This is a genomic window from Nibrella saemangeumensis (assembly GCF_039541915.1).
In the GTDB taxonomy this organism is placed as follows: domain Bacteria; phylum Bacteroidota; class Bacteroidia; order Cytophagales; family Spirosomataceae; genus Nibrella; species Nibrella saemangeumensis.
The window spans coordinates 162,486-183,266 of record NZ_BAABHD010000021.1 but is presented as its reverse complement, the minus strand read 5'-3'; the positions used below and the strand labels follow the sequence as shown (position 1 = coordinate 183,266).

General features: G+C 54.3%; 17 protein-coding genes. 9 read left to right on the top strand and 8 right to left on the bottom strand.

Going from position 1 to position 20,781, the window contains the following annotated elements; all coding sequences use genetic code 11:
* Positions 1-10: 10 nt before the first annotated feature.
* Positions 11-184: a cbb3-type cytochrome oxidase assembly protein CcoS gene (gene ccoS, locus ABD949_RS07535; RefSeq protein ID WP_345242147.1), complete on the bottom strand. Its 174-nt coding sequence runs from the start codon at positions 182-184 to the stop codon at positions 11-13.
* Positions 185-414: 230 nt separating this feature from the next.
* Here ccoS and ABD949_RS07530 point away from each other — a divergent pair, with 230 nt between their 5' ends.
* A complete protein-coding gene (locus tag ABD949_RS07530; protein WP_345242146.1) occupies positions 415-591 on the top strand; it encodes a DUF1059 domain-containing protein in 177 nt (58 codons plus the stop codon).
* A gap of 295 nt (positions 592-886) precedes the next feature.
* Positions 887-1,156 (top strand): DUF983 domain-containing protein, encoded by a 270-nt coding sequence (locus ABD949_RS07525; RefSeq protein WP_345242144.1) that lies wholly within the window; start codon positions 887-889, stop codon positions 1,154-1,156.
* A 128-nt stretch (positions 1,157-1,284) separates the two neighbouring features.
* Here the strand turns inward: ABD949_RS07525 and arsS are convergent, their stop codons facing one another.
* The 6 genes from arsS to ABD949_RS07495 all read right to left on the bottom strand — a co-directional run bounded on the left by arsS (position 1,285) and on the right by ABD949_RS07495 (position 9,432).
* The gene (gene arsS, locus ABD949_RS07520) at positions 1,285-2,331 is read right to left on the bottom strand and encodes an arsenosugar biosynthesis radical SAM (seleno)protein ArsS (protein WP_345242142.1); all 1,047 of its coding nucleotides are present in this window, start codon (positions 2,329-2,331) and stop codon (positions 1,285-1,287) included.
* Between the two features lie 83 nt (positions 2,332-2,414).
* On the bottom strand, positions 2,415-2,747 hold the full coding sequence (locus ABD949_RS07515; RefSeq protein WP_345242140.1) for an arsenosugar biosynthesis-associated peroxidase-like protein: 333 nt from the start codon (positions 2,745-2,747) through the stop codon (positions 2,415-2,417).
* A gap of 105 nt (positions 2,748-2,852) precedes the next feature.
* Positions 2,853-3,851: an NAD-dependent epimerase/dehydratase family protein gene (locus ABD949_RS07510; protein WP_345242138.1), complete on the bottom strand. Its 999-nt coding sequence runs from the start codon at positions 3,849-3,851 to the stop codon at positions 2,853-2,855.
* 165 nt (positions 3,852-4,016) lie between these two features.
* Entirely contained in the window at positions 4,017-4,796 is a 780-nt protein-coding gene (locus tag ABD949_RS07505) for a DUF4397 domain-containing protein (protein ID WP_345242136.1), read from the bottom strand.
* A 5-nt stretch (positions 4,797-4,801) separates the two neighbouring features.
* Positions 4,802-6,346, bottom strand: a complete 1,545-nt coding sequence (locus ABD949_RS07500; RefSeq protein ID WP_345242134.1) for a SusD/RagB family nutrient-binding outer membrane lipoprotein — start codon at positions 6,344-6,346, stop codon at positions 4,802-4,804.
* Entirely contained in the window at positions 6,346-9,432 is a 3,087-nt protein-coding gene (locus ABD949_RS07495) for a SusC/RagA family TonB-linked outer membrane protein (RefSeq protein ID WP_345242132.1), read from the bottom strand. Before ABD949_RS07495 ends, ABD949_RS07500 begins: the two co-directional genes overlap by 1 nt.
* A gap of 640 nt (positions 9,433-10,072) precedes the next feature.
* On the opposite strand from ABD949_RS07495, the gene ABD949_RS07490 reads away from it, so the two are divergent.
* From ABD949_RS07490 to ABD949_RS07460, 7 genes are all read left to right on the top strand, one after another.
* Positions 10,073-13,246, top strand: a complete 3,174-nt coding sequence (locus ABD949_RS07490) for a SusC/RagA family TonB-linked outer membrane protein (protein WP_345242130.1) — start codon at positions 10,073-10,075, stop codon at positions 13,244-13,246.
* Positions 13,247-13,267: 21 nt separating this feature from the next.
* Complete coding sequence (locus ABD949_RS07485; RefSeq protein ID WP_345242128.1) at positions 13,268-14,731, top strand: SusD/RagB family nutrient-binding outer membrane lipoprotein; 1,464 nt, start codon at positions 13,268-13,270, stop codon at positions 14,729-14,731.
* Between the two features lie 27 nt (positions 14,732-14,758).
* Entirely contained in the window at positions 14,759-15,235 is a 477-nt protein-coding gene (locus ABD949_RS07480; protein ID WP_345242126.1) for a hypothetical protein, read from the top strand.
* Between the two features lie 133 nt (positions 15,236-15,368).
* The gene (locus ABD949_RS07475; protein ID WP_345242124.1) at positions 15,369-16,511 is read left to right on the top strand and encodes a pyridoxal phosphate-dependent aminotransferase; all 1,143 of its coding nucleotides are present in this window, start codon (positions 15,369-15,371) and stop codon (positions 16,509-16,511) included.
* Between the two features lie 150 nt (positions 16,512-16,661).
* Positions 16,662-17,690: a 3-dehydroquinate synthase gene (gene aroB / locus ABD949_RS07470; protein ID WP_345242122.1), complete on the top strand. Its 1,029-nt coding sequence runs from the start codon at positions 16,662-16,664 to the stop codon at positions 17,688-17,690.
* 125 nt (positions 17,691-17,815) lie between these two features.
* The gene (locus tag ABD949_RS07465; protein WP_345242120.1) at positions 17,816-18,349 is read left to right on the top strand and encodes a DUF4136 domain-containing protein; all 534 of its coding nucleotides are present in this window, start codon (positions 17,816-17,818) and stop codon (positions 18,347-18,349) included.
* Positions 18,350-18,475: 126 nt separating this feature from the next.
* Positions 18,476-19,654 carry an ATP-binding protein gene (locus tag ABD949_RS07460; RefSeq protein WP_345242118.1) on the top strand — a complete coding sequence of 393 codons (1,179 nt, stop codon included), beginning with the start codon at positions 18,476-18,478 and terminating at the stop codon, positions 19,652-19,654.
* 37 nt (positions 19,655-19,691) lie between these two features.
* Here the strand turns inward: ABD949_RS07460 and gldA are convergent, their stop codons facing one another.
* Positions 19,692-20,615, bottom strand: a complete 924-nt coding sequence (gldA, locus tag ABD949_RS07455; RefSeq protein ID WP_345242115.1) for a gliding motility-associated ABC transporter ATP-binding subunit GldA — start codon at positions 20,613-20,615, stop codon at positions 19,692-19,694.
* Positions 20,616-20,781: the final 166 nt, after the last annotated feature.

Below are 20,781 nucleotides of genomic sequence, written 5' to 3'. Positions count from 1 at the left end.
TTTTGAAGAATTAAGCAGTTTTATCGTTTGAAGTAGCAGTTAACTCATTGTCATCCAGCAGCACACGGATCGAAGGCGTGTAGAGGTCGTCGTTCTGACCATGACGCATCGACCAGAAAAAGGCTCCCAGAAACCCGAGGGCCAGCGTCATGCTTATACCGATCATTAAGAAGATTATTTGCATCGTCGTCAACTTTAGCACATCAAAGTTCCGACTATTGGCAGGGGTACCCTATGAGGGAAGTCAGGTGGCGGGGTGATTTGGATCAGGAAGAAGCCTGGTGAGGTAGTTAACGCACGTCCAACCGAATAGGCGTCGGCCGTACCGACCGTTTAGTAACTAGTTGGCCAGTTGTGCATTATCTGTCAATTAAATAGGTACTTTAACGCAAGACCAAAAAACGCCAGAGCCCCATGAAAGTATTACACTGCAGAGACATTGGATTTGATTGTGAAGCGGTCGTGCGCGCCGAATCCGAAAATGAAATACTGCAACAGGCTGCGGCTCATGCCTCCTCGGTGCACCAGGTTACCGTAACGCCCGAGATGGCAGAGCAGATCAAGGGCCTGATTCAGGAGGAAAATGCCTGAACAGCCGCCAGCTCATGTTTAAATTAAGAAGCCGCGGCCATCCTGTTGCCGCGGCTTCTTTTTTCTGGAAAGTATATAAACCGGCTCTGCAACCATCCATACAAGAGCAATTTGACGGATAAACTAACATCGGAACTTGATATTTGGTTACTTTGCAGAGCTAGATCCGCTTTCTATCCATTTCGTAATGCCAGCCGTATCAAAATCCGAAGCTGTTTTTAATGGTCTCTGCCCCCGGTGCCGACAGGGCAAAATTTTCAGCCATTCAGCGTTGAACCCGTCCCGTTTTGCGGATATGTACGAACACTGTCCGCACTGCAATTTCCGCTATGAAATTGAGCCGGGTTATTTCTGGGGGGCCATGTTTGTGAGTTACGCCCTATCGGGGGGAATTGCGCTGGTGATGGGCTTTATCCTGTTTTACGGCTTCAACGATCCCGAGGGCTGGGTATACGTAGCCGTTATTGCGCCTTTACTGGTGCTGCTGACGCCGATCAACTTTCGGATTTCGCGGGTACTGTGGCTGCACTATGTCTCAGGCATAAAATATAAGCCGGAACTGTAACAGAATCACCCGATCCAATTGGGCAGATATTTCGGCCACTAATGGCTCTATCCGGTCAAGTCCTTTTTCCGGTGTCATTGCCGCAAAGTAATTGGAATAAGTACTAATAAGTAAGCCTTTGGGCCTGCTTAAGCCGTTGTGCCTCCACAACTGGAACCGGCTCCGGCGGTGCAGCCGTAGCAGTGTTCATTCAGCACGATATTCCGCCGATTCAGCAGATCAACATTAAAGTTTCTGACGTGGCGGACCGGGCCTTCTACCGTCAAATCGAGCATCTGGTTGAAGTCACAGTCGTACAACTGACCGTCCCAGCCCACGGAGATGGTATTGCGGCACATCACGCCGGCGGCCGCAGCCGGGTTGAAGGCGTTGATGAGCTTTTCCATATACCCGTGGTAGTTGCCGGTCGCGATCAGAAAATCCAGATAACGGCTCACGGGCATATTGGTGATAGCATAGAGGTCGTTGAAGACTACCCCAAACTCGTCTTTCAGCACCCGCTTAAACTGGCGCTTCAAACCCTCCTGCGACCCTGGCAGAAAGGCTCCGTTGGGATTGTACACCAGATTCAATAGAAGGCCGGTACCTTCCTGACCGTAACCGACGGTGTTGAGCATTTTCATGGCCTTAATAGAATCTTCAAAGACGCCCTTTCCACGCTGCCGGTCGGTTTTGTCGGCATTGTAAAACGGCAGCGAGCTAACCACCTCAACCTGGTGGTCGCGATAGAACTCCGGCAGATCATGGTACTTCGGGTTAGCCACAATAATGGTCAGGTTACAGCGCACCATTACTTTCCGGCCCCGCTTATGAATTTCTTCGACAAACCACCGGAAGTTGGGGTTCATTTCCGGCGCACCACCCGTCAGGTCCACCGTAGGGATATCTGTCCGGTCCAGGGCATCCAGACACTGCTGCATGGTTTCGCGGGTCATAATCTCTTTGCGGTCCGGGCCGGCATCGACATGGCAATGCCGGCAGGTCTGGTTGCACATCTTGCCCACGTTGACCTGAAAGATGTCAATACCCGTCGGGTGCAGCGGAAAGAGGCCGGCGGCATTCATTTTTTCCTGAAAGAGAGGGAGCCGCAATTTGCCGGCGACCTCTTCGTGCAGCAGTTCCAGCTGAACCGCAGTATCGGCCAGTTGGTGGCCGGAAGCTTTGAGACTTTTCATAAAACGTCTGTACAACGGATCGGATCGTCGGAGCGATTGCATTCCGTTTCCAAGTAGAACGGAATTGTATCCCGTTGTACGATTTACATCGACAACTCTTTTGCTTTGTTCATCATCTGAACGCCGTGAACCAGCGAAGCGCCACCCCGAATGGCGGCAGCCACGTGTACGGCTTCCATCATTTCCTGTTCCGAACAGCCCTTTTCCATGGTATCCACTGTATACGCATCAATGCAGTACGCACACTGCACGGTATGCGCTACGGCTAAGGCGATCAGTGATTTTTCGCGGGCGGTCAGGGCTCCTTCGGCAAATACGGCACCGTAATACGAGAAAAATTTGTCGGCCAGTTCTTTCTGGAACTCACCAATATTGCCAAACTTCTTGAGATCTTCCGGATTGTAATAGGTCTCCATACAGGGTTTTAAGCTAACAAGTAAATTATAAACGAAAATGTTTTGTACGGCAATGAGGCTCCAGGCGGCAAATTTACCCGATATTTATCGAACCGACGTGGCTTTTTAGGGTACTTTGTCCAAATAGCCCTGCTCCACAAACCAGTTGAACGCTTCCTGAACGGCTAGCCGGATGGGCGTAGCCGGTAAACTCAGTTCCTGTCTGGCCTTATTTACAGAAAAGTAATGCCCGTCGATGGCCACCTTCATCATCGCACTATTCACCAGCGCCGGTTTGCCGGTAAGCTGGGTTTTCAGATCACATAACCGGCCATAGCGCAGCGCCAGCCAGTCGGGAATCCTAATTCGGGGTGGTCTGATGAGCATCACCTCTGCCATCAACTGAAAGGCTTCACGGTAACTTAAGTTCTCATTCCCCAGAATATAATGTTCTCCGTTGCGGCCTTGCGTCAGCGCATTGACCGTAGCTACCGCTACATCGCGGACGTGAACGTAGTTTTTGCCCCCGCCGGTATACGCCGGTACCCGTCCCCGGTACAGTTCCAGTAACATGGCGTTCGATGTAGGCTTGGCATCCAGCGGTCCCAGCATAAAGGTCGGGTGGACCGACACCACCGGCATACCCCATTGCAGGGTACTTTTGGCTACTAATTGGGTGGCTGCGTGCTTACTATCCATATAGTCGAGCCCATACTGGTAACCAGCATACGGCCGGGTCTCGTTGCCGGGCTGGCTTTGGGAGCCAAAGCCGAATACATTGGCGGTGCCGACATACACCAGCCGCTGCACCTTCGCTTTGTCGGCGGCACTCAGCACATTTTCAGTGCCGTTCAGGTTGATGTGCCAGACATCCGGTGACCGGGCCGGGTTAATCTGCGCCAGCGCAGCCGCGTGGATGATGTAGTCGCATGGCCGGGCGGCCGCTGCCACGTCGGCTGCCCGACGGATGTCACCTTCGGCGAATTCGAGTGGCAGACCCATAAGCGTACGGCTGTCGCTGCCGGGCCGGACAAATGTCCGCACCGTGTAGTGTCGTTTCAATAATTCACGGGCTAGATGGCTGCCCAGAAATCCGTTGGCACCCGTCAGCAGAACGGTTGGCATCAGCGATAATTTAGCATTGGTTTAGCGGTCGGGGGCTGCATCCCTTTTTTTATATACGACAGACTACCCCAGAAATTTTGCCGATAAATAATACAGACAGTGGGCATCGGGCAGCTACCGTACCTGGTTTTCTGCCTGATGCCCACTGGAAACCGCCCACTAAACTTATCGATTAATATACCCCGTTATGCGCGGAGCCACCGTACCCGTGCGGCCCGGTATGCCCACGGCAACAATGGTAAGTACCCGGCCTGACGTACTGCCGGTGAAGTTATAATTCGCGCCCACTGCCGTAGTTGTACCGGCCAGCCGGAGGCTGAAGTTAGAAGCCAGCGCCCCATCAACGGGTACAAAGGCCGACGAGGCTTTATAGGCCAGCTTCGGCACAATGACCGTCCCGTTGCTTAAGGCCAGGTCATATTCGTTGGCTCCCGGAATCAGGTTGATAAACCGGACGTAGTATCGGGTGTTGTCTGTGGCGCTGCTGAAATCGTCGTTCACCAGCAGCACCTCCGGCAGCGTACCCGCTCCGGCGACAAACAGGGTGTAATACTTATTGTCTTCCAGCGTAACGGGCTGGTTGTACAGTACCGTCTCGGACGTAACCGTGCCACTGGCGGGTGCCGAAATCTTTACCGTTTTCTGCTGGCCGGCTGCCGTGCCGATCACGGCGTAGTTGGCGTTGGTGGCACCGGGGAACGTGCCGCCGAACGCGATTGGTGCCGGCGTGCCCGGACTGGTAGCCGTAGCGCCAACGGGCGTGTTGGCGCTGATCTTCTGGTCATTGACGAACAGGTTCACGCCCGGTGCTTCCGGTGCCGCATGGAACAGCTTGACGCGAGCTCCCGAGGTGACCGGCGTATCCTGCACCGGTACGGTATTTTTCTCGCAGGACAACACCAGTAGGGCAGCCGCCGAGAGAACGTATAGTGAGTTCTTGAGCATGGTTGTTAAGGTTGCGTAAACCACAGCGGTTTCGTGTGAAAATCAATATCCAAACCGCCGATCTTGTTCAGGGCGTCGATGTTCCAGACGTACTCGGAGTTGTAGCGCGGGCGCAGACGCTGTACCGGCTTGCCGTTGTTGTTCTGGAAATAGTTCTGCGGCAACTGGAACGACGTATACACATCGGAACTGTAATTGTACCGGCGCAGATCCGACCAGGTATCCAGAAAACCCCATCCCCATTCGGCAATGTATTTCTGGAGCATGATCTGGTTCAAGGTCAGCTCGGCGGCTGTCTTCGGTATAATGGTTTCGTTGGTCAGATACGCGGTCCGGTCGGCGGCCGAAATACCGGTGCCGAACAGGGGCGATGTCAGGTGCGATTCGATACCCCGGCGGTACGCAGCCAGCGCAGTAGCCTTGTCACCTTTCAGGAAAGCAGCTTCGGCTTTGATAAACTGCAACTGTGCGTGGGTCATCAGCGGGAACGGTCCTGTGTTGGTAAATATATACTTACCCGGTGTGTTGGCGGCCGGCGTAACGTTCAGGGTACCACCCCAGGGATTTACAACCCGCGTGTTGGTTGGGACACTGGCGGCCGTCGACTGCCCTGAGCCCGGCGTCAGCCCCCGGTAGGTACCGTCTCCGCTGGGTTGCAGCATCAGTGGCATACGGGGGTCTTTGGCCCCCTCGAATACGGTACCATCCATTAGCCGGACGATAAACGCCGACTGGCCATACGGCTGCAGGTTGCCCCGGATTGGACCAAAGAAGCTGGCGTCGGTGGTGTTCAGACCGTTGAAAGTCAGCATGGCATCGTCGGCATTGCTGGTAAACGAGCTATCAACGTAGCTAATGACTTTGTTGGGGTCGTACGCCGATTTTTTGCTGGCGAGCCGCTGCGTGGTAACCGCCAGCAGGCCGTAGGCAAACCGCTTCCACTTCAGCCGGTCGCCTTTGTAAATGACGTCGCCCCTGGCGAGCTGCACCTGCGATACACGGCCGTCGGTGCGGTTAAGCGCCTGAATGGCTTCGTTGCACAGCCGGACAATCTCGGCATAGACCTTTTCCTGCGTGTCGTAGTTGAAGGTGTTCTTGTTGGGGTCGGAGTCGTAGGCTTCCGACAGGATGATCTCTCCGTGGGCATCGGTCAGCATCTGCCAGCCCCAGGCTTTCATGGCCAGGCCCACGCCCAGGTAATCCCACTTTTCGTTGGCGCGGGCATCGGCGATCAGGTTTTCCAGGTTCAGACCGCCTTTCCAGTACACGTTCCGCCAGATTTCGCCCCCGGCATCGGAGTTGGGGACGTAGCCGTGGAGGTCCCAGGCATCACCTGCACCAAACCACTGCCAGTTCTGAACGTAGCGGCCAATGTAGCGGGCGTCGAACTGGATACCCAGGGCGTAAAAGTTCTGGATTGGGGCCAGCAGCAAAGCGGCTTCCACCTGATCCGGATTATTCGGGTTTTTGTTGATGTCGAGGTACTTCTCGCAACTGCTGAACGTCAGCATAACCCCGGCGAGAAGGATGGTTGCTATGATTTGTTTCATTATAGAGTCAGGTTTATGCCAACATTATACGTCCGCGGCAGCGGCAGGTTGCCGTAGTCGATGCCGAAGCCTCCGCTACCGCCCACGGTGGCCGTGGTGGCATTTACGCCCGGATCACCGCCGGAGTAGTTGGTAATCATGAACAGGTCCGTACCGGTGAAGTACAGGTTGGCCGCTTTGAAGACCTTCGTCCGGGTCAGCAGGTTGTTCGGTAGCGCATAACGGATGGTTACGTCTTTCAGCCGCATCCAGTTCACATCACGCTCAATGAAGTTCTCATCCGCAAGCGAGGTGTAGTACGCGTTGTTGTAATACGGAATGACCTGAATGGTGTTGGCCGTCGGACTGGCGGTGTTCTCTAGTCCGTCTTTCAGCACGCCCTGGAACACGCGGGGTGTTTCGCGGTCGAGGGTGCGTTTGCTCAGACCCTGGCGAAACAGGAACAGTTCGGTGGCGTTGTACACATCACCGCCCTTGCGGAAGTCGAGCAGGAAGCTCAGCGAGAGGTTCTTGTAATTGAACTGGTTGTTCAGACCCATCACGAAATCCGGATTCCGGTCGCCCACCACGTTCCAGTTGGTTTCGGTCAGCGGCAGGCCCGTAATCGGGCTGATCAGGATCTGACCCTGGCTGTTGCGCTGGTAGGAGTTACCCGTCAGCGTCGTCAGCGGACCATCCACACGAACACCGTTCCGGATATTGGAGTACACCCAGGTATCCGACATGTAGAACTCCGGCAGGTTGTTGGGCAGGCTCACCAGGCGGCTGTTGGTTTTGGTGAAGTTGAGGATCGTGTTCCAGGTAAAGTTATTGGTCCGGATCGGCTCGGCGTTCAGCGACAATTCGACCCCGTTGTTCCACAGCTCACCGCCGTTGATGACCTTCAGAATAAAGCCGGTCCCGTAGCTGATGCGCAGGTCGCGGATGATCTGGTCGCGGCTGCGGGTCCGGTAGTAGGCAGCATCCAGCCCCAGGCGGTTGTTGAAGAACTTCAGTTCGGTACCGATTTCAAACGACGTTACCTTCTCCGGTTTCAGGAACGGGTTCGGGGCCGTAAAGCCGTAGCCGAAGCCACCTCCCGTGGTGGGCTGGTTTTCGTAGGCCTGAGAGGTAGCATATGGGGGCGCTTCTTTACCTACTTCCGCCAGCGACGCCCGGATCTTACCGTAGCTCAGGACATCGCGCAGACCGGCATCACCCGCCAGTTCGGTGAAGATAAAGCTCAGCGAAGCCGAGGGGTAGAAGAACGAGCGGTTGGCTTTCGGGAAGGTCGACGACCAGTCGTTGCGGCCCGTTACGGTCAGAAACAAGGTGTTGTTATAGTCAAAGGTAACGTCACCAAAAGCCGCTACCAGCCGGCGCTGCTCCAGCCGCGACAGCGACCGCTGCGTCAGCGGATCGGTATTGTTGATGGACACAAATTCCGGGTCCAGAAACTTCTCGCCCCGGCTCGACAATACCTTATAGTTATAATCGTACAGGGCACCACCCAGCCGCATCGTCGTGCTCAGTTTACCAAATTTCTGGCGGGCCGTAGCGAAATACTGCAAGGTGATGGTCCGGTTGTTATCGGTAGCCTGATCGAGGCTGCCGCCGAAGCTTTGCGCCCGGTTCGACTGCGGGTGGTACTTAATCAGGTACTGGGTCGAGTAAACGTCCATACCGGCCCGGCCCGTCAGCGACAGCCAGTTGGTGGCGTCGTAGGTCAGACCTATGTTGGCCAGAATGCGGTTGCCCACATCCCGGAGCTGGTTTTTGTTTACGTCGAAATAGGGGTTCTCAATCTCGTTACCCGCCGTTACCCGCCGGCGCAGGCCCGTAGCCGGGTCCAGGTAACCGCTCATGTTGTCGGTGGCCGGCCACTGCAACATACCCAGCAGGAAGCTGTTGGCTCCTTTCGATACCTTGATATTGTCGGTGTTGATATACTGCAGCGTCGACTCGGTCGAGAGTTTGTCGGATAGTTTGGCGGTTCCGGCCAGCGACAGGTTAAAGCGGTCGTACTTTGTGGTCGGGATTACCCCCTGCCGGGTCGAGTAGCTGCCCGAGAGTCGGTACGTGTACCGTTCAGTACCGCCTTCGAAGGCCAGGTTATGGCGCTGCCCCGTACCAGTCTGGAAAAAGTTTTCGGCGTTTTCGTAGAACGTGGTGTTCTCCGGGTAACGGGGGCCAAAGTAGTTGAACACATTGCTTTGTAAAACACCGTTGTTGCCCTGGCCGTATACCCGCTGCAACTCCGGCAGGCGGCCTACCTGCTCAACCGTAAAGTTGCTGTTGTACGAAATACGGCCTGTGCCGGAGCGTCCCTTACGGGTCGTAATCACCACCGCTCCGTTGGCCGCTTCAACGCCATATAGGGCAGCGGCTTCGGGGCCTTTCAGAATCGTGATGGATTCGATGTCGTTCGGGTTCAGATCAGCCGCCCGGTTGCTGAAGTCGACCGTCCGGTTGGCAAACGAGGTAGCGGAGTTACGCTCGGCCACAAAGTTGGCACTCTGGGCGGTGCGGTTGTCGATGGGTAGACCGTCGATTACAAACAAAGGCTGGTTGTTACCGCTAATCGAGTTGACGCCCCGGATGATGATCTGCGACGAGGCTCCCGGCTGGCCACTGGTGGTGGCGATGTTTACCCCGGCCACCCGGCCCTGCAGGCCATTCAGGAAGTTATCGCGCTGGGTTTGGGCCAGGTCCTGGCCGGCAACTTCCGTGACAGCATAACCAAGCTGACGTTTTTCTTTTTTTACCCCCAGGGCCGTCACCACCACTTCGTTGAGCGTAGAAGCCTCCTGCCGCAGGATTACGTTCACCACGTCGGAATTGCCGACCGTAATGTTTTGCGACTGAGTCCCAATAAAACTGACGGTGAGGGTCTGCCCCGTGCTGGCCTGAATGCGGTAGGTACCGGTAGCGTCGGTGTTGGTACCCCGTGCGGTACCTTTTACAACCACGCTCGCACCGGGAATGGCCGAGCCATCTTCGGCGGAGGTCACCTTACCGGTAATCGTCCGGTCCTGGGCCCTGGTGTGAAAAGCGGTAAAACCGCTCAAAACAAACAGCAGAAGCCATTTGAGTAGTTGGTCTTTCATAGATTAGTCAGGTTAATAGTTCTCAGATGAGGTTGCAATAATCTTAAATATTCATTGCTTATAAAAACAGTCACTATTGATTTATCGATAGACTTTAGGAAGTAAGTTGCATTTTAGTAAGGTAATCTTGAAGTTTATATATAGTTAATTTTGTTTATTGTATTATAATGTGAATTATGTATGTCATTTAAAAGTATTTTCCGAATTATATTTGGCTTTTATGTCTAATTGCCTATTTTTGGTTCAACAACAAAACGCATTCGCAGCCTTACTGAAACGATTGTTCGCTGGCCGCACTACCGAACAATCTCTACCGGATACCCTTACCCTGCATTTGTAAGCGGGTAGGCTGGTTTACCGGTCCCCGGCCCATCCGGGGGATATTCTTCCACTTTTTATCTGAGTACCGACAACGGCTATTCGCCCGCTGGTGATGTATTGTATTGGCTTTACCGACGACAATGCATCCCCTGGTTTGGCAAAGCCGGCAACGCATTGTCCGGCGCAATCCGGTCAACCCTCTTTTGTCATGCCCCCGGCTGCCCAAGGGCCGGGCGAAGCGGCCAGTGTCCCGTTCCGGAAGCACCGGGGGTACATGACAAAGGCTCTTTATCGATTCCCAAAATAACCTGATTGAACTATGAGGAAACAATTACTGCTCTGGATGCTGGTGAGCCTGCTCCCGGCGATGATGGCCCATGCCCAGTCGCGCATCCTTACCGGCACCATCCGGTCGGCGGAGGAAGGCCCCTTACCGGGGGTTAACGTAGTACTAAAGGGAACCCAGCTTGGCTCATCAACGGATTCGGAAGGTAAATTCAGCCTGAGCGTGCCTGCCGACAATGCCGTACTGATTGTCAGCTCGATTGGATTCATTACAGAAGAAATACCCGTCGGCAGCCGTTCGAAACTGGATCTGACGCTCAAGGCCGATGTGCGCGCCCTGGCAGAAGTAGTGGTAACGGCCTTTGGGGTGCAGAAAGAAGTAAAATCGCTCGGGTACGGCGTGCAGGAGATCAAAGGCCAGCAACTGACCGAAGCGCGGGCTACCAATGTTGTCAATGGCCTTTCTGGTAAAATAGCCGGTCTGCGGGTCAGTTCCAACGGCGGTCCCGGCAGTGGGTCTACCATTCAGATCCGCGGAGCGTCGTCGGTATCGGGCAACAACCAGCCGTTGATCGTTATCGATGGGGTGCCTATTCAGCAATCATTCGACAAGCAGTTTGGCTCAGGTATATCGGAGGTGAATCCCGATAACATCAAAGAGATTAGTGTGCTGAAAGGCCCCAATGCGGCTGCTTTATATGGTTCACGGGCCGCAAACGGGGTTATCCTGATTACTACCAAAAATGGAGCAGGTACCAAAGGCATTGGAGTGGAAATCAACTCCAACACTACCTTTGAGCGCCCCTGGATCAAACCTGATTTTCAGGACATCTACGGGGGCGGCAACGGCTACCGTACCTGGTATAACGACGGCTGGAGCGGAGCCATCACCGACCCGCTTGAAGTTCAGCAGTACCGGGCGGCCTACGGGCCTAATGCTCCGCTGAGTGGTACCGATGGTACCGATGAAAGCTGGGGTGGCCCGCTGGACGGACGGCTGGTGCGGCACTGGTGGTCGGGCAAAGAGGTAGCTCCGCTAACGCCCCAGCCCAACAACTGGGATGAATTCTGGCAAACCGGCAGCACCTATTCCAACAACGTAGCTCTGGCGGGTGCCAACGATAAAGGCAATTTCCGGCTGTCGGTGGGGCGGGTCAACCAGAGCGGGATCGCCTACAAAAATGACTTTTACCGCAACAACGTCAAGCTAAATGCCGGCTACAACTTTACACCCCAGCTGAGCATGACCTTGTCGTCGGAGTATATCAAATCCGGCTCGGCCAACCGCAGCTTTACCGAGGGTCAGCAGTTTATCTGGTCGCACCGGCATATCTCGTGGGAACAGCACAAAAACTGGCGGGATTACATAGGTACCCACATCCAGCGGGCTTTACCTGGTCGTCCGGCCGATACGGAGCCGCCTAACTGGCAGCATACCTTCTTTACCAATCCGTTCTACACCGCCGAAATGCTGCCGTACTCCAACGAAAAAGACCGGCTGGTCGGCAACATTGCGTTGAACTACAAAATTCTGCCCTCGCTCAGCCTGATGCTGCGCAGCGGTACGGATTTGTGGACGGATACCCGTATTAATGTGGTGAACTTTGAGCGGGTACGGAACGGCAACCGGACGCCCGGCCGCTATTCGGAAGAGGTACTGCGTCGGCAGGAAACCAACAACGACTTTATTTTAACCTACAACAAAGCCATAAACACCGACTTCACCACCAATGTGCAGGTCGGGGGAATCAATCGGGTAAACTATTACAAGCGTAATTACCTCTATGTTGGTGAACTGGTAGTCGACGGCGTATACAATGCCGCCAACTCCAACCCCAGCCAGAACTCGGTAGAAAGCCGGATCGAGAAATCGCAGGTAAACAGCTTGTTTGGTTCGTTCGAACTGGGTTACCGCAACGCGCTCTTCCTGAACGCAACCGCTCGTAACGACTGGTCATCAACCCTGCCGAAAGAAGCCCGCTCGTACTTCTACCCATCCGTGTCGGTAAGCGCCGTGATAACCGAGCTGCTGAATCTCCAAAGCAGTGTGCTGTCGTTCGGAAAGTTACGCGCCAGCTGGGCCCAGGTCGGTAACGATGCCGACCCGTACCAACTGATGCAGACGTTCCGCTCGGGTGGGTCATGGGCCGGTTCGGTGCCGCAGTTTTACGAGAACATTCGTATTGCCAACGCCACGCTGAAGCCGGAGATTACTACCGGTACCGAACTGGGTGTCGACCTGCGATTCCTGCGCGGACGCCTTGGTCTGGATGTTACCTACTATGACCAGACATCGCGCAACCAGATTCTGGGCGTCGAAATTTCGAAAGCCAGCGGCTACAACTCGCGCATCCTGAACGCGGGTAAGATCACCAACAAAGGCCTTGAAGTTGTGCTGACGGGAAGTCCGGTTAAGCTCCCGAACGGCTTTGCCTGGGAGACTACGCTGAACTTTTCCCGCAACCGCAACCGCGTACTCGAACTGGCCGAAGGGCTCACCACCTATATCCTGAACGAGCGCCGGGGTCTTACCTCTGAAGCCCGCGTGGGTCAGCCGTATGGCACCCTGTTCGGCATTGGATTTGAGCACGCGCCGGATGGACAGATTCTGTACAAAGACGGCTACCCGGTGGTGTCCACTACGCCCCGTGTGCTGGGCAACATCCAGCCGAAGTGGATGGGCGGCTGGCTCAATACGGTCAGCTACAAAGGGCTGTCGCTGTCGGCGCTGGTAGACGTGAAGATGGGTGGCGATTTCTACGACGAAGGTACCGCCAACGCCCGCTGGACCGGCCAGTATGAGGAAACGGCCGTTGGGCGCGAAGAAGGAGTAATTGGCAAAGGCGTGGTCAACGTCGGCACGGCAGAGAACCCGCAGTATGTGGGCAATACGGTACTTGTTCCGGCTACTACCTTCTACGGCTACAACAACCCCCGCCGGTACCACGAAGCGGCTATTTTCGACGGCAGCTACGCAAAACTCCGCGAGGTAACGGTCGGCTACCAGATCCCGGCTGCGCTGCTGAGCAAAGTCTTTATCCGCTCGGCTAGGGTATCGCTGGTGGGTCGCAATGTGCTGATGCTGTTTAAGAATCACCCGCACATGGACCCGGAAGTAGACCGGTTTGGTGCTAATCAGCAGGGCTTTGCCTACGGAGAATTACCCAGTTCCCGCAGCCTCGGTGTCAACCTCAATCTGTCGTTTTAATTACCCCCAGACGAGAAGCGTATGAAGACTATAAAAGCAATTTTGCTGATGGGTGTGCTGCTGGCGGGCGGCTCCTGCACAAAGGAGTTCGACACCATGAACACCGATCCCAACAACCCGACGGCCATCGGTCCGCAGTACCTGCTGCCGTATGCCATCGAAACGTCCATTGACCGCTATTGGGGTGGCCGTACGCGCTTTGAGCGGCTGAACCTGGACGGTACCATGCTCTGGATGCAGTACCTGACCCGGAACATCTATTCCAACGAAGGAGACAACTATGGCGTGTCGGTTGCTTTTTACAACAACAACTGGAAAGCCTTCTTCAACGACAGCCAGGTAAACTTTCAGCGCATTGCGTCGCTGGCCGGTACCGGCGGGCGCTTCGAAAACCCTAATTACGAAGGCATTGCCATAGTAATGCGGACGTGGGTGTTTTCCCTGCTGACCGATATGTTCGGCGCTATTCCGTACACCGAAGCTCTGAAAGGGACCGGCGATCAGCCCATCTATACGCCGGAGTACGATTCTATGGAGAAGATCTACGCCGGGATGCTGAACGACCTGAAACTGGCTAACGAAAAGCTTAGCACAACAGGACCGGCGGTATCGGGTGACATTCTATATGGGGGTGATATTCTGAAGTGGAAGAAGTTTGCCAACTCACTCCGGCTGCGGCTGGCTAACCGGCAGGCCGCTAAGAAACCGGCCGAGTCAAAAGCCATTATGACGGAAATCCTCGGCGACCCTGTCAAGTACCCGGTTTTCACCAGCAATGCCGACAACGCTGCGCTGAAGCATTCGGCCGTGTTGCCCAGCAATAATGAGTGGCATCAGGTGATGATCCAGGACGGCCGTACCGACTGGAACATCAGCAAAACGCTGGCGGATAAGCTGAACGAGCTGAACGACACCCGCATCACTGTATTTGCGCAGCCGAACAAAGCTGGTAAATACGAAGGGCACGCCAATGGCCTGCCGGATGCGATCGCAACTACCTACCTCGGCACCAGTTCTGATCTGGGTACCTACTTCAAACAGACGATCACGCCCAGCGTCCTGATGACGTACGCCGAGCTGAACCTGATCCTGGCCGAAGCCGCCGTGGATGGCGATATTACCGGCGATGCACAGGCGTATTTTGAGAAGGGAATTGCTGCCTCGTTCGATCAATACGGCCTGAAAGTACCGGCCGATTACTTTGCCAAGGTGGGTAATGTAACGAAGGAGAAGGTGATGGAGCAGAAATGGATCGCCTTATTCGGGCAGGCGCTGGAAGCTTGGACGGAGTATCGCCGGACAGGCCTGCCGGTACTGCCGACGAAAGATCCACGCGCTATCTTCGAAAACGAGGGTGTGTTGCCAACCCGTCTGCCGTACCCCACTACTGAGTACTCGCTCAATAAGGCTAAACTCGACAAGGGTATCTCGTTGAACGGCGGACCGGATAACATGCGGACAAAACTGTGGTGGGTAGAGAAATAAGCACGAACGATAAACGCTGAATGCCTGATGAAGAACTATAAAATACAACTGATAACCCTGCTGGCGGGTAGCCTGCTGGTGGGCTGTATGAAGAAGGATGATCCGTTTGTTGACCGCGTGGTCGCTCCGGTGCTGGTCGTAGTTGATAATGCTGTTGGCGATGGGGGCGGAATGAACGGCGAACCGATTGTCTCGCAAAAAGTATCTGGTCCGGTTACTCTTGCCGTCCGGGTTTTTGAACTCGACAAAAGCGGCATTCTGAACTACAAGGTTGGCATTGACTCTATCCCTGTAACATCTCTGACCATCAAACTGACCAAACGCGATGGTACGGCGCTGGGTGACCTAAAGACCGATAACACGGGCAGAGCCAGCCTGACGAAAACCTGGGCTGAGCTGGGCGTGACCGCTCCCAAAGCCGGTAGCTCGGTTTCACTCACCTGGACCGGCGAATACAAAGGCCAGGCCTTTGCCCGGCTGTCGCGGGTGCAGGCAGTCAATTAACAATTGAGTGGTTGAATGATAGAATGATTGAATGGCCGCTGAGGCAATCCCACATACTTAGGCTTTTTACCATTCTATCATTCAACCACTCAATCATTCAACAATTAAAAACAACCTGTCAAACTCTTCTAAAATGAATCTAAACCGTCGTGACTGGCTGCGGGCCAGTATGCTCATGGGAACCGGTCTGGTAACCGCTCCGGCTGCTTATTGCGAACCCTGGCTCGATGAAGCTGCCACCGCTGTGCCCGTTATGGCACCCAAGGCAGGCCTGAAGGCCCGGCTGTCGGCCAATGAGAATCCCTATGGTCCTTCTCCTAAGGCGATCAAAGCCATTGCCGAAGCATCGTCAGAAGGGTTTCTGTATCCGTTCCAGCATGCCGGTGAACTAAAGAAGATGATTGCCGCGCAGGAAGGGGTACCCGAAGATCATATTTTGCTGAGTGCGGGTTCGGGTTCGTTACTAACGGCGGCTGCGTTATACTACACGCATAAACAACCGGGCGGAGCCATTCTGTCGGCCGATCCTACGTATGAGCAACTGATGCGGACGGCCGTAGCCCACGGAGCCGGCTGGGAGAAAGTACCCCTGACCGGCGGCAGCTACGACCACGATCTGGCTGAAATGGAAAAGCGCATTTCCGACAAAACCAGTCTGGTGTATGTCTGCAACCCCAACAACCCGACGGGCGTAACCATTGATCCGGCTCAGCTTCGGGGATTTGTGGAGCGGGCGTCGGCGAAAAAGCCGGTATTTGTAGACGAAGCTTATATTCACTATACGGGCGACCCGGCCAAGTACTCGGTCATCGAGAACGTGAAGAAAGGACAGGATGTGCTGGTAGCCCGTACGTTCTCCAAGATTTACGGGATGGCTGGACTACGCATAGGGTATATAGTTGGTAAACCGGAAACGCTGGCGGCTTTGATGAAATGGGGGGGCGGTCCTGGTCAGTTAAGTATGACGACGATCCGGGCGGCTCTGGCCTGTTACAAAGATGAGGAGTTTATTAAGTTCTCGCTGAGCAAAGGGCTTGAGGCCCGCGAGTTTCTGTACACAACCCTGAAACAGAACGGCTATACCTATTTGCCGTCGGGTACCAATTTCGTACTGTTCCCGATCCGGATGAAGGGCGATGCCTTTACCGGCAAAATGATGGAGCAGGGGGTGAGTGTGCGGCAGTGGAAGTTCGATGGTCAGTACTGGTGCCGCGTCAGCCTCGGTACGATGGACCAGATGAAGGCGTTTGCTGATGCGCTGAAAGTGGTATCGTAGCCGGTTTGATTGGTCAATTGGTTAATTGGTTGACTGTGTTCTTATAAGGGCGGTAGTGGTTAGTTGTTGGGAGATTGGTAATTTTTACTGATGACTAACGACTAACGACTATTGACTATCCTATTTTTGTGGGAAATTAACCTTCCCCTTATGTCCGACGTCCGTATTGCGCCCATTGCCGAAACGCTACCTCAATTTCTCGAAAAACACCAATTTTCATCCGTTGCTGTACTGGTTGATTACCATACCCAAAAATTTTGTTACCCTTTAGTAAAAAAGTGGTTGCCAAAACACACCATCATTCGCATAAAGGCGGGCGAAGAACACAAGCACCTGCGCACTTGTGAAACGATCTGGGAGGCACTGACCAACGCTAATTTTGACCGCCACGGGCTGCTTTTGAACCTGGGCGGGGGGGTAATTGGCGATATGGGTGGCTTCTGCGCGGCTACCTACAAGCGCGGTATCGCCTTTGCGCAGATTCCAACTACGCTGCTGGCGCAGGTCGATGCGAGTGTAGGCGGTAAATTGGGTATTGACTTTCACGGATATAAAAACCATATTGGTGTCTTCAAACTGCCCGAAACGGTTCTTATCGATCCGGTATTTCTTCAAACCCTGCCCGAACGGGAACTGCGCTCGGGTTTTGCCGAGGTGATCAAGCACTGTCTGATTGCCGACGCAAGGATGTGGGATGAAATTCGTCGACGCGATCTGACCGAGCAGAATCTGACTGAGTTAGTAGCTCATTCCGTTGCCGTGAAGCAGCGGGTGGTGGAGCAGGACCCCACCGAGAAAGGGCTGCGGAAGATTCTGAATTTCGGTCATACGCTGGGTCATGCTGTGGAGACCTATTTTCTGGCCCAGCCGAGGAAGCGATTGCTGCATGGCGAAGCGATTGCGGTTGGTATGGTAACCGAGGCCTTTCTGGCCCATCAGAGAAATATGATTGACGCCACCCTGCTGGCAGAAATCGAAGAGTACATTTTTTCCGTATATGGAAAAGTAAACCTGACCGGAGCCGACGTAGAACCCATTGTGACGCTGACAGTACAGGACAAGAAAAACCAGGGTAAACAGGTGCGCATGGCGCTGCTGGACGGGCCCGGCCGCTGTGCATTCGATATACCGGTTACCAGGTCCGAAATGCGCCAGGCGCTCGACTATTATCGGGGTTAACTAAATTGTTGTCCCTGACAGTCAGAACGCTAAACAAAGGCTTAGTACATAGAGTTTGATTCAAAAAGTCATACATTTTTACAAAAAGTCGCTTTTTAGTCCATCTTAACTGTTACAAGTCTATTATGAGAAAACTGGTTGGCGTTCTTGTTGTGCTGGCGGTCGTCAGTATGGTTGGTTGTATGCCCGGAAAATTGTTTGTGGAGCACGATTACAGCTACGAAGGGCAATTTAAAAATTACAAATCCTTTAATTTTCTGGAGTGCGAGTACATCGACTCCACGTTGCTGTGCTCCGACATCCAGGATGCCATCCGGCATCAGATGGAAGCCCGTGGCTACCGGGTGAGTAACCGAAGCCCAAATCTGCTGATCTCCTACAATATTTTCCGGAGCGACCTGCGCTTCCGGGGGTATCAGCAGCCGGTCATCAGAGATTGGGTGGTGCGCGAGGATGATGAGGCTACCTACAAACGGATTGATTACAACCTGGATGAAGGCACGCTGATGATTTCCCTGATTGACGCGGAGACGTATCAGGTAATCTGGAAAGGGTATGCCTCAAAGATGATGAGGAACCCGAATTTCAAAAACAATTACTTTAAAGGAATTGTCCGTTCTATTTTTGACCAATATCCCCTTATGGCCTCGCAGAAATAGCGATTCCACCACCGCACAGAAACTTCTACTTGTTGAGCCGGCCTTTGGGCCGGCTTTTTTCGTGATTTTTCAATAATATTCATGTAAATTTTTCACGCGATAAAAAATTTACATGAATATTTGGGTATGATACAGCGCATTCTTGAGGAGAAAGTATTCGACTTACTGACGTATTTTCCGGCTGTTGTGCTGGTGGGGCCCAGGCAGGTAGGAAAGACTACCTTAGTAAAAGCCATTCAACCCAGACTCGCCCGTCCGTCGGTTTACCTGGATCTTGAGGTCCCGTCGCAACGGGCCAGGCTGGAAACCGATCCGAAAATTTATCTGATAAACCGCCAGGAAGAGACTGTTATTCTGGATGAAGTACAGCAGTTTCCGGACTTGTTTCCGCTCCTGCGCGGAGTCATTGATCAGCATCGGGTAGGTGGCCGGTTTTTGCTGCTGGGCTCGGCCTCGCCCGCTCTGTTGCGAAATACATCGGAATCAATGGCCGGGCGGGTGGTGTACCTGGAGATGCATCCGTTATTGTACCAGGAGTTGCCGGCCCCGGCTAGCTATCGGCTGCATTGGTTGCGGGGTGGCTTTCCCGAAGCCTTTCTGGCACCAACCGACTGGTGGCTGCGGGAGTGGTTTGAATCGTTTATTACGACCTACCTTCAGCGCGATTTACCTCAGTTGGGCTTACCGGCCGCCCCTGCGTTAGTCCGGCGGTTGCTCACCATGCTGGCCAGTCAGCAGAGCGGTTTACTGAATTACTCTATGCTGGCTAATTCGCTTGGAATTTCTGTGGCCACGGTACATCGGTATGTCGATTTTCTGGAACAGGCTTTTCTGGTCCGGCGATTGGCTCCTTATTTTATTAATGTGGGCAAGCGACTGACAAAGGCTCCAAAGGTATACATCCGCGACTCGGGGATAGCGCACCACCTACTCAGGCTGTACGACGAAGAAGCCTTGTTGGGCCATCCCGTCGCAGGAGGTTCCTGGGAGGGGTACATCGTGCAGCAAATCATAGCGATGCTGGAGTCGGGTACTACCGCCTATTTCTACCGGACTCAGCAGGGCGCTGAATTGGACTTAGTCATTGAGCAGGGAGCCCGTATTATACTGGCAGTTGAGATTAAACTAACCAATTCCCCTGCCCTCAGCAAAGGCAATACCGTTGCGTTGCAGGACCTGAGCAATCCGCCCTTGTTGGTGATTACGCCAACAGCCGATGATTACCAATTGCGGTCCGGTACCTGGGTTTGCAGCTTGGCTACGCTGGAACAAAACCTCAGGCGGTTTGGTGTCTTTACCCAATAGAGATGTTCAGATGCTCGGCAGTTTTGTATCTCGTGGGCTACCCCTGCGTAAGCTCCCGGAAGATACCCTCCAGGGAACTTTCCTGCTGTTTCAGCCCTACCAGTGTCAGCCCTTTATCGGCTGCCAGTCGGAATACGGCCGCCCGGAGGTCGGCCTGGCGTTGCGCTACAAGGCGGTACCGGCCCTGCCCCAGCGGCACCACCTGCTCTACTCCCGGCAGGTTTGCCAGTAATTCCGGCTGCGCCAGATCCTGTTCGAACTCGGCAACAACGGTGGTTTTATCGTCGGCGCTGGCGCGTAGTTCGCTCAGCGGACCGTCGGCGACGATGCGGCCCCGGTTGATGATAACGACCCGGTCGCAGACGGCTTCTACCTCCTGCATGATGTGGGTGGAAAACAGCACGGTTTTGTCTTTGCCGGCCTGCCGGATTACCTCCCGGATTTCGGTCAGCTGGTTAGGGTCCAGGCCGGTGGTGGGTTCGTCGAGGATCAGCACGGGCGGGTTGTGCAGCAGCGCCTGCGCCAGACCGACACGCTGCCGGTAGCCTTTTGATAACTGGCCGATGCGCTTGTGCTGCTCCCGTTCCAGACGGACTAAGTCGATCATGTCGGCAATGCGGCTGGTCAGTTGGGTGCCCGATAAGCCGTGTAGCGAACCGGCAAAGCGCAGGTATTCTTTGACGTACATATCGAGGTAGAGCGGGTTATGCTCCGGCAGGTACCCCACGCTCCGGCGCACTTCCATGGGTGCCGTGCGCACATCAAAGCCGTTCACCTCAATCGTGCCGGTCGTAGGAGGTAGGTAACCGGTAGCGATTTTCATGGTGGTGGACTTACCGGCTCCGTTGGGGCCGAGAAAGCCGACAATCTCACCGGGTTTTACCGAAAACGAAATCTGATCGACGGCCCGCTGGCCGGTACTGCCGTATTGTTTGGTAAGTTGCTCGACGCGAATCGACATACAGAACCTTCAGTGGTTATAATCGGAAGTCCGCAAAGGTAGCCAATTTGGCCCACGGTTTGGCATAGCGGGTGGGTATCCTGCCGGGGCTATTGACTCTGACAGATAGGAAACGTTACTTGCTGTCTTTACCATATAGTCTGCCTTTAACCCTTTTTCCGTCATA